At 62.8% G+C, this 14,507-nt stretch carries 11 protein-coding genes and 1 rRNA gene; 6 read left to right on the top strand and 6 right to left on the bottom strand.

Annotated features, from left to right (window positions below):
* Positions 1 to 11: 11 nt before the first annotated feature.
* A complete protein-coding gene (locus tag M2367_RS14205) occupies positions 12 to 1,172 on the bottom strand; it encodes a DUF5610 domain-containing protein (RefSeq protein ID WP_259237127.1) in 1,161 nt (386 codons plus the stop codon).
* Between the two features lie 316 nt (positions 1,173 to 1,488).
* Here M2367_RS14205 and trmA point away from each other — a divergent pair, with 316 nt between their 5' ends.
* The 4 genes from trmA (at position 1,489) to M2367_RS14185 (ending at position 5,138) form a co-directional block, all read left to right on the top strand.
* Positions 1,489 to 2,595, top strand: coding sequence for a tRNA (uridine(54)-C5)-methyltransferase TrmA (trmA, locus tag M2367_RS14200; protein ID WP_259237068.1), 1,107 nt, complete (start codon positions 1,489 to 1,491; stop codon positions 2,593 to 2,595).
* A 152-nt stretch (positions 2,596 to 2,747) separates the two neighbouring features.
* Positions 2,748 to 3,455: a two-component system response regulator RstA gene (gene rstA, locus M2367_RS14195; protein ID WP_259237126.1), complete on the top strand. Its 708-nt coding sequence runs from the start codon at positions 2,748 to 2,750 to the stop codon at positions 3,453 to 3,455.
* 108 nt (positions 3,456 to 3,563) lie between these two features.
* Positions 3,564 to 4,889, top strand: a complete 1,326-nt coding sequence (rstB, locus tag M2367_RS14190; RefSeq protein WP_259237067.1) for a two-component system sensor histidine kinase RstB — start codon at positions 3,564 to 3,566, stop codon at positions 4,887 to 4,889.
* Between the two features lie 54 nt (positions 4,890 to 4,943).
* Positions 4,944 to 5,138 carry a hypothetical protein gene (locus M2367_RS14185; protein ID WP_224431534.1) on the top strand — a complete coding sequence of 65 codons (195 nt, stop codon included), beginning with the start codon at positions 4,944 to 4,946 and terminating at the stop codon, positions 5,136 to 5,138.
* A gap of 83 nt (positions 5,139 to 5,221) precedes the next feature.
* On the opposite strand, the gene M2367_RS14180 is transcribed toward M2367_RS14185, so the two are convergent.
* The 3 genes from M2367_RS14180 to rpmE all read right to left on the bottom strand — a co-directional run bounded on the left by M2367_RS14180 (position 5,222) and on the right by rpmE (position 8,446).
* The gene (locus tag M2367_RS14180; RefSeq protein ID WP_259237066.1) at positions 5,222 to 6,466 is read right to left on the bottom strand and encodes a malic enzyme-like NAD(P)-binding protein; all 1,245 of its coding nucleotides are present in this window, start codon (positions 6,464 to 6,466) and stop codon (positions 5,222 to 5,224) included.
* 182 nt (positions 6,467 to 6,648) lie between these two features.
* A complete protein-coding gene (locus M2367_RS14175) occupies positions 6,649 to 8,082 on the bottom strand; it encodes an SDR family oxidoreductase (RefSeq protein WP_259237065.1) in 1,434 nt (477 codons plus the stop codon).
* 148 nt (positions 8,083 to 8,230) lie between these two features.
* Complete coding sequence (gene rpmE, locus M2367_RS14170; protein ID WP_042042518.1) at positions 8,231 to 8,446, bottom strand: 50S ribosomal protein L31; 216 nt, start codon at positions 8,444 to 8,446, stop codon at positions 8,231 to 8,233.
* 147 nt (positions 8,447 to 8,593) lie between these two features.
* Here rpmE and priA point away from each other — a divergent pair, with 147 nt between their 5' ends.
* Entirely contained in the window at positions 8,594 to 10,801 is a 2,208-nt protein-coding gene (gene priA, locus M2367_RS14165; protein WP_259237064.1) for a primosomal protein N', read from the top strand.
* Between the two features lie 232 nt (positions 10,802 to 11,033).
* On the top strand, positions 11,034 to 13,181 hold the full coding sequence (gene ovoA, locus M2367_RS14160; RefSeq protein ID WP_259237063.1) for a 5-histidylcysteine sulfoxide synthase: 2,148 nt from the start codon (positions 11,034 to 11,036) through the stop codon (positions 13,179 to 13,181).
* 60 nt (positions 13,182 to 13,241) lie between these two features.
* Here ovoA and M2367_RS14155 read toward each other — a convergent pair whose 3' ends face one another.
* Both M2367_RS14155 and rrf read right to left on the bottom strand, forming a co-directional pair.
* Positions 13,242 to 14,222 carry a bile acid:sodium symporter family protein gene (locus tag M2367_RS14155; protein WP_259237062.1) on the bottom strand — a complete coding sequence of 327 codons (981 nt, stop codon included), beginning with the start codon at positions 14,220 to 14,222 and terminating at the stop codon, positions 13,242 to 13,244.
* Between the two features lie 184 nt (positions 14,223 to 14,406).
* Positions 14,407 to 14,507: ribosomal RNA gene (rrf, locus tag M2367_RS14150) — 5S ribosomal RNA — on the bottom strand; the annotation flags it as partial.

Below are 14,507 nucleotides of genomic sequence, written 5' to 3'. Positions count from 1 at the left end.
TCATCAAAACCTCAGGCGGTGCCCAATAGTCGATAGGCGTTGAGCAGACGCTGGTTGGTGTCGATGAAGCTGGCCTCCTGGCTGGCATCGTCCCCGCGCGCCGCCAGCACGGTCGGCGTCAGCGCCTGCTGCTGACTCTCCGGCAACAGGGCATCGGCCTGTTGCTGCCAGCCCGCCAGCCTGGGCAGATAGTCCGCCAGGGGAGCCAGACTCTGCTGCAGGGCACTGCTGCCCTGATAACTCTGGCTGAGGCGGCTCGACTGCTTGAGACGCAGGGAGTAGGCCACCAGCTGGCCGTCATCCAGCCCGGGCAGCTGGGCCGGATCCAGACTCTGACCCAGCTTGCCGTTGAAGAAATGGTCCGCCAGGGAGTCGAGTCCCTTGACCAGATCGCCGATGGCAGCGAGCTCGGCATCCCCCAGATCCCCTTCGAGGGAGAAGCTGAAGTTCTGACTCAACTTGAGGCTGAACTGGCTGGCATTGCCCTGCTCCTGGGACTTGAGCTGCCAGCTGTCGTTGAAGCGCAGCATCACCCTGTCCCCACCCCGGGTCTCTATCTCCAGGGTGCCCTGCTGGCGATCGGCCATCTCGGCCGCCTTCAGATCGACATTTGACACTTCCCCGAAGAACGCTTGCTCGAACTGATCCAGCCCGTCCTGGATCAGCTTGTAGCTCTGATCGATGCCGGTCTTGATATCTTCGTTGTCGGTCGCCTTGTCACCCAGCTGCTGGCGAGCATCGGCAAAGCCCATGTTCACCCCCTTGCGGGCCTGGGCCATCATGTCCGCAAGGGCCTCGTCGGACTTGCCATCGGCCCGCGCCGCGCCGAGTCGGCCGGTCACGAAGTGCAGCACGTTGTCGGCCACCGCCTGGAAGTCGAACAGGGTCTCCGGGGTGATCTCGGCGGCTGGCTCGACCCTGGGTGCCTGATAGCCCTTGCCGTTGACCTGAAGATGGAACTGCAACGCCTGCTGCACCAGTCCCTGCGCCCAGCGCGGTGCCCGGTTCAGGATCACCTCGTCATCACTGAGCCTGTTGCTGGCGTCGCTCGCAGGAGCATTGACCAACGCCTTGCCCGGTGTCTCCCCGGCCTTGCCATGGCGCGCCTCATCGGTGCGCACCTCGCCACTCATCCGTCTGGGCTGACCCGCCCCCATGCCATCCATCTGCATCATGACTTCCTCATACAATCCCCGTTAGCAGCTTATCGGCCAGGATGAGCGCTTCTTGACCACAAAAATGATCTCGCCCTCCTCTGCGGATCCCTCCTGCCATCGAGCAGGCAAAGAGGGGGGATTTAGCGACCATAAGGTCGCACTCCCCGCAGCGCTCCCCATCTTCATCCTGCGGAATAAACTGACCGGCTACTTATTGACCATAAAAAACTGGACAATCTGCGGCTGACTTTTAAAATCATGCCCCTTTGGGTGGCCCTGTGCCGCCCACCGCTTTCTGCCCGGCCCCATCGGCCGCATCTCGAGGTATGTCATGACCCAATCCGAGCGAACCCCGGCTGCTTATCAGGCCCAGTTAGCGGCCAAGGCCCAGCGCCTGCAGGCCCTGTTTGCCGGCTTCAATCCTCCTGCCCTCGAGGTCTACGCCTCCCCGGCCGAGCACTATCGGATGCGAGCCGAGTTTCGCCTCTGGCATGAAGAGGATGACCTCTACCATGTGATGTTCGATCAGGAGAGTCGCGAGCGCATCCGGGTCGATCAGTTCCCGGCCGCCAGCGCCCTGATCAACCAGGTGATGCAGCCCCTGCTCGAGGGCCTGCGCCCGGTCAAGGCGCTGCGCTTCAAGCTGTTCCAGATAGACTACCTCTCCACCCTCTCCGGCCAGCTCTGCATCAGCCTGCTCTATCATCGTCGCCTCGACGACCAGTGGCAGGTTGCCGCCGAGGTGCTGCGTGCCAGCTTGCAGGAGCAGGGTTTTGACGTGCGCATCATAGGTCGGGCCCACAAGCAGAAGATCTGCCTGGGGGAAGAGTTCGTGGTCGAGACCCTGAAGGTGCAGGGCCGGGAGCTCATCTACCAGCAGGTGGAGAACAGCTTCACCCAGCCCAACGCCGAGATTAACCAGCTGATGCTGGGCTGGGCCCAGGACGTGACCCGGGGCAGCGAGGGGGACTTGCTGGAGCTCTATTGCGGCAACGGCAACTTCTCCATCGCCCTGGCCCAGAATTTCCGCAAGGTGCTGGCCACCGAGATCGCCAAACCGAGCGTGGCCTCTGCCCAGTTCAACATCGCCGCCAACGGCGTGGACAACCTCATCATACTGCGCATGTCCGCCGAGGAGTTCACCATGGCGATGCGTGGCGAACGGACGTTCAATCGCCTGGAGGGCATAGATCTCGCCGCCTACCAGTGCAACACCATCTTCGTCGATCCCCCCCGCGCCGGGCTGGATGAGGCCACGGTCAAGCTGGTGCAGGAGTACGACAACATCCTCTACATCTCGTGCAATCCGGATACCCTGATCGACAATATGCAGGCCCTGGGAGAGACCCACGAGGTGGCCCGGCTCGCCCTGTTTGATCAGTTCCCCTGGACCCATCATATGGAAGCGGGCATCTACCTGCGTCGCAAGGCGGGCTGATGCCACAGGGGACACATCGATCCCCCTCGACAGGCAGAATGACAACAGGGCCCGCGGGCCCTGTTTTGATTAGTTATCCCGGTGCAGAGCGCTGGCGCAGCCGTTATGCTGGCGACAAGCGCATTCGCGCCATAGCCGGGGAGCACGCCGCCATGCCACGCGTTCTGTTTGTCGAAGATGATCCCGAGATAGGCCAGCTCATCAGCAGCTGGCTCGGCCGCCACGATATCGACGTCCTGCTGGAAACCCGGGGCGACCTGGCGCTGGCCAGAGCCCTGGCCGAGCAGCCGGATCTGGTGCTGCTCGACATCATGCTGCCAGGGTTGGATGGTCTCTCCCTGTGCCGGGATCTGCGGCCACGCTTCCCTGGCCCCATCGTCATGCTCACTTCGCTGGACAGCGACATGAACCAGATCCTCAGTCTGGAGCTCGGGGCCAACGACTACATCCTCAAGACCACGCCGCCCCCCGTGCTGCTGGCCCGGCTGCGAGTCCAGTTCCGCCAGCAGGGGCAGGTGCCGCAATCGGCCGCCTTCATCACGCCGCCCCAGCGCCTGCAATTCGGTCGCCTGCGCATCGACGGCCCGGGGCGGGACGTGCGCCTCGATGGCAACAGCATCCCGCTCTCCACCAGCGACTTCGATCTCTTGTGGGAGCTGGCCTGCCATGCGGGCCAAATCCTGGGGCGGGAGGCGCTGTTTCGCAACCTGCGCAGTCGCGACTATGACGGCCAGGACCGCAGCATGGATGTCGCCATCTCGCGCCTGCGTCGCAAGCTGGGGGATGACCCTCACAATCCGACCCGGATCAAGACGGTACGCCAGAAGGGCTATCTGCTAGTCCCCCAGGCCTGGGAATAAGCAGTTACCGAATGACCTTGATGCTCTCTGCTCCCTTCTCCCCTTGCGGGAGAAGGGTTGGGGATGAGGGGGGCGCCCAGACGCAATCCAGGCAAGAGGAGAGCCCCCATGCGCCGCCTGTTTATCCAGTTCTACCTGCTGCTGATCGGCTGTTTCACCCTGGCCATCCTGCTGATCGGCCTGGTCTACCAGGTCAGTGCCGAGCGGGCCGGTAACCGCTATCTGGAGCGGATGATGCAAGGCAGCCTCGGTCTGCTCACCGGTGAACTGGCTCGCTTGCCTCCAGAGCACTGGCCCGCCCGCATGACGGAGCAGAGCCGTCAGCTCGCCCTGCCGTTGCAGACAGGCGCCCTCACCAGGCAGCCGCTCGCCAACGAGGATCAAGCCTTCCTGGCAGCAGGCAACATTGTCATCGTCGAGGAGGATGACACCTTCTTGCAACGCATCCCCGGTACCGACCAGGCCCTGATCGTCGGCCCGGTGCCCTACCTCTCCTACCTGCACGAACTGCACTGGGTCGATATCGGCCTGTTGCTGCTCATCGGCCTCTCCCTCGGCCTGCCGATCCTGCTCTGGCTGCGTCCCCACTGGCGCGGCCTGCAACGCCTGGAAGAGAGCGCACGCCGGGTGGGCGCCGGGGATCTCTCCAGCCGCACCGGCTTGGCCCCAGGCAGCAGCCTGGGCCAGGTCGGTCGGACCTTCGATAACATGGCCGAACAGCTGCAAGCCATGCTGGCCAGTCGCAAACAGCTGACCGATGCCATCGCCCATGAGCTGCGCACCCCGCTGGTCAGGCTCCGTTACCGGCTCGCCATGCTGGATCCACAACCGGATGACGCAGAGCAGCAGGGGCTGGAGCGCGACCTCGGCGCGCTGGATGCCCTCATCGAGGAGATGCTCACCTATGCGCGGCTCGATAGGCCCGAGCTGCCCCTGCAATGCAGCGAGGTCGAGCTGGGCGACTGGGCACAGAGCCGCCTCGTTGACTGGCAGGCACTGCGGCCGGACAGACGACTCACCCTCCAGCTTCCCGCCCATCCCCTGCCCTGGCGCGGCGACATCCGCCTGTTGGACAGAGCGCTGGAGAACCTCATCGGCAACGCCCTGCGCCACGCCACCAGCCGGGTGACCCTGGGCATGGAACGGCAGCAGGATCACTATCTGCTGGAGGTGAGCGACGACGGCCCCGGCATAGACTCTGCCCTGGCGCCCCAGATCTTCGAGCCGTTCGTGCGGCTGGATCGCAGCCGGGACAGGCGCACCGGCGGCGCGGGCTTAGGGCTCGCCATAGTGCGCAGCATCGCCCGCCACCATGGCGGCGAGGTGCAGTTGCTGCCCGCCGAGACGGGGGCCCGCTTCTGCCTCAGGCTGCCGGTACATTTGGATACAAACCGTCACCAGCCACTCACTGAAGCGGATCGGCAACAGCCTTAGGATGACGTCATGGAGAAACGCTCCATGTCATCAACCCGAACGAGGAACTGGAATATGAAAAAGCTGATCCCCCTGAGCCTGGCTGCTCTCTTCGCCCTGACCTCCGGCTTCACCATGGCTGCCACCCCGACCAAGGCCGCCGCCCCTCACGCGACCCAGACCAAGGTGGTGAAAAAGCATCACAAGGCGGCTCACACCGCCGTCGCCCCTGCCAAGGTCAAACCCGCTGCGGCGGCACCCAAGGCCTGATCGCCACGGTTCGGCGTTACCTTAAACGAGAAGGGGCCCCATCACGGGGCCCCTCCTGTTATTTCCAACCTGACAACCTGGGCTCAATCCAGCATGTAGTCAACCGGCAGCGCAATGCGGGCTACCCCGGAGGCTACCGCGGCCAGGGCCACGGCACGGGCCACCTTGGGCAGCAGGCGGGCATCCATCGGCTTGGGAATGACGTAATCCTTGCCAAAGCTGAGCGCACTCACCCCGGCGGCGGTCAGCACCTCGGCCGGTACCGGCTCCTTGGCCAGGGCGCGGAGCGCCTCTACCGCAGCCACCTTCATGGCATCGTTGATGCGGCTGGCACGCACGTCCAGGGCACCGCGGAAGATGAAGGGGAAACAGAGCACATTGTTGATCTGGTTCGGATAGTCGGAACGGCCCGTGCCCATGATGAGGTCATCGCGCACCCCGTGGGCCAGGGCTGGCTTGATCTCGGGATCCGGGTTGGAGCAGGCGAAGATCACCGGGCGCGGTGCCATCAGGGCAACCGCCTCGGCCGGCAGCACATCCGGGCCGGAGACGCCGACGAACACATCTGCCCCCTCGATCGCCTCCATCAGGGTGCGCAGCGGCGTGTCGTTGGCGAAGCGCTGCTTGTACTGGTTGAGATCGGTGCGACCTGCGTGGATCACCCCCTGGCGGTCGAGCATGAAGATGTTCTGTGGCTGGGCGCCGCAGGTGATCAGCAAGTCCATGCAGGCGGTGGCTGCCGCGCCCGCACCCATGCAGACGATGCGGCTCTCAGGCAGGCGCTTGCCCTGAATGTCCAGGGCGTTGAGCAGGCCGGCAGCAGTGACGATGGCGGTGCCATGCTGGTCATCGTGGAACACGGGGATGTCGCAACGGGCGATCAGCGCCTGCTCTATCTCGAAGCACTCGGGAGCCTTGATGTCTTCCAGATTGATGCCACCGAAGGTGTCGGCGATGGCCGCCACAGTGTCGATGAACTGCGCGCTGGTCTCGTGCTTGACCTCGATGTCGATGGCGTCGATGCCGGCGAAGCGCTTGAACAGCAAGGCCTTGCCCTCCATCACCGGCTTGGAAGCCAGCGGCCCCAGATTGCCCAACCCCAGGATGGCGGTGCCGTTGGAGATGACGGCAACCAGGTTGCCCTTGCCGGTGTAACGATAGGCATCATCCGGATTCGCGGCTATCTCGCGCACCGGCTCGGCCACGCCAGGGCTGTAGGCCAGCGCCAGATCCCGCGCCGTCTCGGCCGGTTTGGTGAGGGCGATGGCAATCTTGCCGGGAACTGGTTGAGCGTGATAATCGAGCGCTTGCTGACGCAGATCGGACATGGGAACCCCGAGGCAATGGATGAATTAAGGGAGAAAGCGTGACTCGCCCTGGGCGAGGGGCTGGGATCATAAAGAAAAGAGCGGGGCTTTCCCAGCAGAAAATATCGCCAAATTGCTGTTAAGCCCATACTCAACAGCAATCCATGCTGGCCATAACTACCCATTTAGTCGTAGATGTGGTTTCAGTCCATCACGGGAATGCCGACCAACTCTTCTGCCTGGCGCGCCAGCGCCTCCGTCATCCCCTGGAAAATAAACAAATGGAAGGGCAGCATGGCGAGCCAGTAAGCCAGCCCCCATGCCCCCTGAGGGTGCCAGTGGGCCGCAACCGTCAGCCGGGTCAAGCCGGAGGGTTCGGGGGTGATAGAAAATTCGAGCCGCCCCACCCCGGGCGCTTTCATGTTGAACAGCAACGCCAGCCTGCGCCCCTCTTCCACGCCGATGATCTGCCAGGAGTCGAGCATGTCTCCCTTCACGAAACGGTCCGGGTTGGTGCGCCCACGGGTCAGGGCCGGGCCGCCGATGGCCGCATCCATCCACTCCCGAATGGCCCAAAGGCTATTCATGTAGAAGTAACGCTGCTCCCCACCCAGCCCTTGCAGCACCTGCCAGAGCGCCTCAGGAGGTGCCAGAGAGAGAGCGGTGCCGCTGGCCACCCTGTCATAGAAGCCGTACTCGGGATGGCGCCAGCGCAGTCCCAGGGGCGTCTCCTCCCCTTGCTGCTCGGCACCCAGCCTCTGCTCCAGCGCCAGACTCTCGGCCAGCGCCTCATCGAAGCTGAGCAAGGTCTGGGGCAACAGGGCTCGCAGGGGGCCATCATCGGCCGGGATGTCGTGCTTGAGGCCACCGACCAGGGCCTTGGCCACCGGTTGGGGCACCGAGGTGGCAAACTGCAGCCACCAGGCGGAGAGCCGCGGGGTCAGCAAGGGAATGGGAATGATGGGGCAGCGTTTGCCGATATGGGCGGCGAAGCGCTGCAACTGCTGCTGGTAGCTGAGCAGCTCCGGGCCCACGGCGTTGAGCACCTCGCCATCGACCCCTTCGGCCTCCACCAGACCACCGAGGTAGTGGAGCAGGTTGGAGAGGGCGATGGGCGGGGTGCGGGAGCGCACCCACTTCGGCGTGACCATGAGCGGCAGGTTGAACACCAGATCCCGCATCACCTCGAACGCCGCCGAACCGGGCCCTATGATGATGCCGGAACGCAGCTCCACCGTCGGTACCCCGGAGGCACGAAACAGCTCGCCGCAGTGGCGGCGGGAGTTGAGGTGGCGACTGTTGCACTGTTCGGGCTGGATGGCGCCCAGATAGATGATGCGGCGCACCCCGGCGGCATGGGCGGCGGCGGCAAAATTCTTCACCCCCTGCTGCTCGAGGCGATGGAAGTTGGCACCGGCCCCCATGGCATGCACCAGATAGAAGACGGTATCCACCCCGGCCAGGGCCTCAGGCAGGCTATCGGGCTTGAGCACATCGGCCAGGCGGAACTCAACCCCGGCAGGCAGGCGACAGGGGCGACGGGCCCCGGCGATCACCCTGTGCCCCGCCTCCTGCAAATAGGGCACTAAATGAGATCCGATATAACCGGCCGCCCCCATCACCAGACAACTTCTCATCCCGACGCTCCTTAGATCTCAACCCGCCCCGTCATGGCCCTTGCCATGATCCGCCCCTCACCATAGGGCAATCCGGGCCAATACAGAACGCCGGGCAACAAAAAAGGCGCCCGATGGGCGCCCTTTTCAGGATTCTTCAGAAGTAAGATTACTTCTTGGCAGTCAGACCACCGAAACGCTTGTTGAACTTGTCTACGCGGCCGCCGCTAGAAACTTCTTTCTGCTTGCCGGTATAGAACGGGTGGCAGGCGGAACATACGTCCAGGCTCAGATCTTTGCCCAGAGTAGAGAAGGTGTTGATGACGTTACCGCAAGAACATTTGCAGGTGATGGCGACGTACTCAGGATGGATATTAGCTTTCATGGACAACCTCAATTATCAGGCCGTGTCGCCATCCGATCTCTTGTCGGACACCACACGATTGTTGAACACAGTTTCAAAGGCTGCGAATAATATAGGAAATGCCTGATAGCAGGCAAGTGGCTTCGCAGAAAAAATAGGCAACCCTTGGTGGATTCATCGCAAACGCTTGATCTGGTTCGTGTCGCAGTGCCGGTTCCTCTTCGCCGTCATTTCGACTATCTCTCCCCCCTGCCCCTGCCTGCGCCCGGTTGCCGGGTCGAGATCCCCTTCGGCCCCCAGACCCTGGTCGGTCTGGTGGTGGATCACCCGACCGAGAGTCAGGTGCCCCGCGCCAAGCTCAAACCGATAAAACGGGTGCTGGACAGCGAGCCGGTGCTGGGCCCGGACATACTGGCGCTGATGGCCTGGAGTGCCAACTACTACCAGCATCCCCTGGGCGAGGTGCTGCCCCACGCCTTGCCGGTGCTGGTGCGCAAGGGAGAGCCTGCCGCCTACCGCGAGCTGGAGTTCTGGTTTGCCACCGAAGCCGGGATGGCAGTCGATCTCAACGAGCTCAAGCGCGCGCCTAAGCAGCAGCAAGCCCTGGCCCTGTTGCGCAAGGGTCCCCAGACCCCTTCCGCCCTCAAACTCGAAGAGATCCAGAGTGCGGCGCTCACCGCCCTGGAGAAGAAGGGCTTGCTGGAGAGACGCAGCCTGGAGCCGAGCCATGAGGGCGACTGGGCGAGTCGCTTCGAGGCGGGGGAGGGGCTGCGCCTCAACGGCGAGCAGGCGCTGGCGGTCTCCGCCATCACCAGTCAGAGCGATCAGTTCGGCGCCTTCCTGCTCGATGGCATCACGGGATCCGGCAAGACCGAGGTCTACTTGAGCATCCTCGAGCCCCTGCTCAAGGCGGGCAAACAGGCGCTGGTGATGGTGCCCGAAATCGGCCTCACCCCCCAGACCATCAATCGCTTCCGGCGCCGCTTCCAGGTGCCGGTGGTGGCGATGAACTCCGCCATGAACGACAGGGAGCGGCTCGACGCCTGGCTCGCCTGCCGCGACGGTGGCGCCGCCATCTTGATCGGCACCCGCTCCGCGGTGTTCACCCCGTTCAAGAACCTCGGCATCATCATCATCGACGAGGAGCACGACGGCTCCTTCAAGCAGCAGGACGGTTTTCGCTACCACGCCCGGGATTTGGCGGTGATGCGGGCCCATCGCGCCGGCATTCCCATACTGCTCGGCTCGGCCACGCCGTCGCTCGAGACGCTGCACAATGCCCGCACCGGCAAATACCACCACCTCAGCCTGACCCGGCGCGCTGGCAACGCCCAGACCGCCCGCCAGGTGATCCTCGACATCAAGAGCGTGCGGTTGCAGGCCGGGCTCTCCCCCCAGCTGGAGCAGCTGATGGGGTCGCATCTGGTGGCTGGCAACCAGGTGATGCTGTTTCTCAACCGCCGCGGCTATGCCCCGTCGCTGATCTGCCACCAGTGCGGCTGGAGCGCCGCCTGCGAGCGTTGCGATGCCTGGTACACCTGGCATCAGGCCGGACGGCGGCTGCACTGCCACCACTGCGACAGCGTGCGCCCGCTGCCTCATAGCTGCCCGGAGTGTGGCAGCAACGAGCTGATCGGTTCAGGGGTCGGCACAGAACAGCTTGAGCAGTTGCTCACCACCGTTTTCCCTCAATACCCTGTGGTGCGCATCGACAGAGACAACACCCGCCGCAAAGGCGAGCTGGAGACCCATCTCGGCGACATCAAGGCGGGCAAGTACAAGATCCTGATCGGCACCCAGATGCTGGCCAAGGGCCACCACTTCCCGGACGTAACCCTGGTGGGTCTGCTGGATGTGGATGGCGCCCTGTTTTCCGCCGATTTTCGCGCCGCCGAGAAGCTGGCCCAGCTCTACACCCAGGTGGCGGGCCGGGCCGGTCGCGCCAGCAAGCCCGGGCTGGTGGTGTTGCAGAGCCACCATCCCGAGCACGCCCTGCTGCAGGACTTGACCCAGAACGGTTACGGCCACTTCGCCGACACGGCGCTCAAGGAGCGCCGCCTGCTGGGGTTGCCGCCGTTCAGCTATCAGGGGCTGTTCCGGGCCGAGGCCACCGGCCGGGACGAGGTGCAGCTGTTCCTCGCTCGCCTCGCCGATACCCTGCGCAGTGCCCGCTATCCCCATGTGCAGGTGCTGGGCCCCATCAGCGGCTTCATGGAGCGCAAGGCGGGCAAGTTCCGCATGCAGCTGCTGGTGCAGGGGCCGAACCGGGCCCCGCTGGCCCAGCTGCTGGATTGGGCGGTGAAGGAGCTGGATGGCTGGACCGAAACCAAGAAGGTGCGCTGGAGCCTGGACATAGATCCCACCGAACTCAATTGAGCTAAGTTAAGCGGGCCCAAGGGGTTAAGGGGTTAAGGGGTTAAGGGGTTAAGGGCCGCTGGGACCAGCCCCAATCCCATATTGCCAAGCAGCAAGCCCGCCTCGTCATTGGCTATGCTCAAGGGCCAAATGCACGTTTTTCGCCGTGAGTCGGGTCTATTGACCCATAACTGACATCTGATGCGTATATAGCTCTCTTTCGATAACCAGAATTCAGACAAGGAGTCAGAGCGTGATCCCAGCCACTCTTAGCGTGACCACCACGGAGCTGCCCGAGCCGACCCGCACCCTGTTGCTGACCGGTCAGGATCCGGAGGTCAAACGCCGTGAAATTCTCACTTATTTTTGTCAGACCTTCGATCTCTATGACAGCCTGTTCGATTGCCTGGCCGACCCCCGAGCCTGGTTCAGCAAGGCCATCTCCCTGCGCCATCCGCTGATCTTCTATTACGGCCACACGGCCGCCTTCTTCATCAACAAGCTGCTGGCCGCCCGCCTCATCGAGAGGCGTATCGACGCCGACATAGAGGCCATGGTCGCCATCGGCGTCGACGAAATGAGCTGGGACGATCTTGACGAGACTCACTATGACTGGCCCAGGGTGGAGGCGCTGCGCAGCTATCGTGGCAAGGTGCGCGCCCGGGTCATCGACGTCATCAATCAGATGCCCATCACTCTGCCCATCGACTGGCAGAGCCCGGCCTGGGTGATCCTCATGGGCATAGAGCATGAGCGCATCCACCTCGAAACCTCGAGCGTATTGATCCGCCAGCTGCCACTGGACTGGGTACGCAGCCAGCCCTATTGGCCCACTTGCCAACGAGCGCGCCACCGCCTGAGCGAGGTGCCAGACAACAGCTTGTTGCCGATAACCGGGGGCCAGATAACGCTAGGCAAGCGCGATGATACCTATGGCTGGGACAACGAATATGGCACTCGCAGCCTCGACATCGAGGCCTTCCAGGCCAGCCGCCTGCTGGTGAGCAATGGCGAATACCTTGCCTTCGTGCAGGATGGCGGTTATCAGACGCAAACCTGGTGGGATCAGGAGGGTTGGGGCTGGCGCCAATACGCCGGGGCCCAGATGCCCAGCTTCTGGCTCGGCGAACTGGCAAGCCCCGATCAGCTGCAACTGCGGCTGATGACCGAAGTGGTTGCCATGCCCTGGGACTGGCCGGTAGAGGTCAACCAGCTGGAGGCTGCCGCCTTCTGTCGCTGGAAATCGGCCAAGACCGGGCTGCCCATCCAGCTGCCGAGCGAGGCGCAATGGGCACGGCTCCGGGAGCAACTGGCTGGGGATCAACCCGATTGGCATCGGGCCCCTGGCAATATCAATCTGGCCGGTTTCGCCTCCCCCTGTCCGGTCGATATGTTCCCCCAGGGTGAGTTCTGCGATCTGGTCGGCAACGTCTGGCAGTGGACAGGTACCGCCATCGACGGCTTCGAGGGATTCCAGGTTCACCCTCTCTACGATGATTTCTCCACCCCCACCTTCGACGGCAAGCACACGCTGATCAAGGGGGGAAGCTGGATCTCTACCGGCAACGAGGCGCTCAAATCGGCTCGCTATGCCTTTCGTCGCCACTTCTTCCAGCATGCGGGTTTCCGCTATCTGGTCTCCCGCTATCAGGAACCCGTCATAGTGAACCCTTACGAAACCGATGCCCTAGTGGCCCAATATCTGGATTTCCAGTACGGTCCCAGCCATTTTGGCGTGGCCAACTACGCCAAGACCCTGGCCGATATCGCCAGCGAACTGTGCAACAACCGCCAGAGGGCGCTCGACATAGGCTGCGCCACCGGCCGCGCCAGTTTCGAGCTGGCCCGCCACTTCCAACATGTGGATGGAGTGGATTACTCGGCCCGCTTCATCGATGTCGCCCTCTCCCTTGCCAAGCAGGACAGCTTTCGTTACGCCCTGTCCCAGGAGGGAGATCTGGTGCAATATTGCGAGGCGCGTCTCACCGAACATGATCTCGGCCCCGCCCAGGCCGCGCGCATCCACTTCAGCCAGGGGGATGCCTGCAACCTCAAACCAAAATACGATCACTACGATCTGGTGCTCGCCTCCAACCTTATCGATCGGCTGCGTGAGCCTGCCCGCTTCCTGCGCGACATCTCACCCAGATTGCGTTCCGGCGGTCTGCTGATGCTCACCAGCCCTTACACCTGGCTCGAGGAGTACACCCCCAAGGCCAACTGGCTAGGTGGTGTGCGTGAGAATGGTGAAGCACTCAGCACCCATCAAGCACTGCAACGCTTGCTGGCCGCGGAGTTTGAAGAGCTATGCGAACCACGCGATATTCCCTTCGTCATTCGCGAGACGGCCCGTAAACATCAGCACACCCTTGCCCAGCTCACCATCTGGCGCAAGCGCTGATCCCCCCTTAGCTCACATCCGGATAACAAAAGCCCCGCTCGAGCGGGGCTTGCTTTCTAGTCACTCGCGGCCATCGGCCAGTGCGGCATGAGCACCACTACCCTCTCGGTAGCGACGCGCCAGCACGGCGCACACCATCAGCTGGATCTGGTGGAAGATCATCAGTGGCAACACCATGACTCCGACACTGACGGCTGGGAACAGCACATTGGCCATGGGCACGCCGTTTGCCAGACTCTTTTTGGAACCGCAAAACACAATGGTGATCTCATCAGCTCGGCAAAAACCAAGCCGACGACTGATCCAGACGTTCCAGGCCAGTATCAGGGCCAGCAAGAGGCAGCTCAGCAGCACTATGCTGCCTAAGTCATACCAACCTACCTGATGCCAGATACCCTGCACCACAGCCTCGCTGAAGGCCGTATAGACCACCAGGAGGATGGAACTTTGATCCAGATTGCCGATCAGTGGTCGGTGGGAGTCGATCCAAGAAGCGATCAGTGGTCGAGAGAGATGACCTACCACGAACGGTAACATCAACTGCACCATGATGGACTGGATGGAGTGCCAGGTGTCCACCTCCGCGCCTTGCACATCGATCATCAGGCCCACCAAAATTGGGGAGAGGAAGATGCCAAGTATGCTGGACGCCGAGGCACTGCACACAGCGGCCGAGACATTGCCCCCCGCCATCGAGGTGAAGGCAATCGCCGATTGCACCGTTGCTGGCAGCGCACAGAGATAAAGAAAACCGAGGTAGATGGCCGGGCTCAGCCACTGGGGGACCAGGGGGGTAAGCAACAGCCCCAGTAGCGGAAACAGCAGGAAGGTACTGGCCATCACCACCAGATGCAACCGCCAGTGACCCAGCCCGGCGATGAGGTTCTGCCGTGACAACTTGGCGCCATGCATGAAGAACAACAACGCCACCGCCAGCTTGGTGAGGGTGGCAAACCAGAGGGCCAGCTGACCTTCACAGGGGAAGAAAGAGGCCAGACTCACCACCAGGATGAGCAGACATGTAAAGGGATCCAGACGCACAGACAACCTCCATCAGAGTCACCTCATCCGAAATGAGGTCAGAGAACCGGGGCTCAGAGCCTCGGTGACAGGGGGATCAGCTTAACCGGATGGAGGGGGATGAGAAAGAGACGAAACAAGGTGAGGCGATTCATGCGCAGAAAGCAAAAAGGCCTCCCGCATGGGAGGCCTCTTCTAAATAGGTGCCTGACAGTGTCCTACTCTCGCATGGCGAATGCCACACTACCATCGGCGCTACCGCGTTTCACTTCTGAGTTCGGCATGGGATCAGGTGGGTCCACGGCG

This window comes from Aeromonas sp. BIGb0445, assembly GCF_024809075.1.
Classification (GTDB): domain Bacteria; phylum Pseudomonadota; class Gammaproteobacteria; order Enterobacterales; family Aeromonadaceae; genus Aeromonas; species Aeromonas rivuli.
Note: the sequence above shows the minus strand (reverse complement) of the source record. Positions and strands in the feature narration are given on the sequence as shown.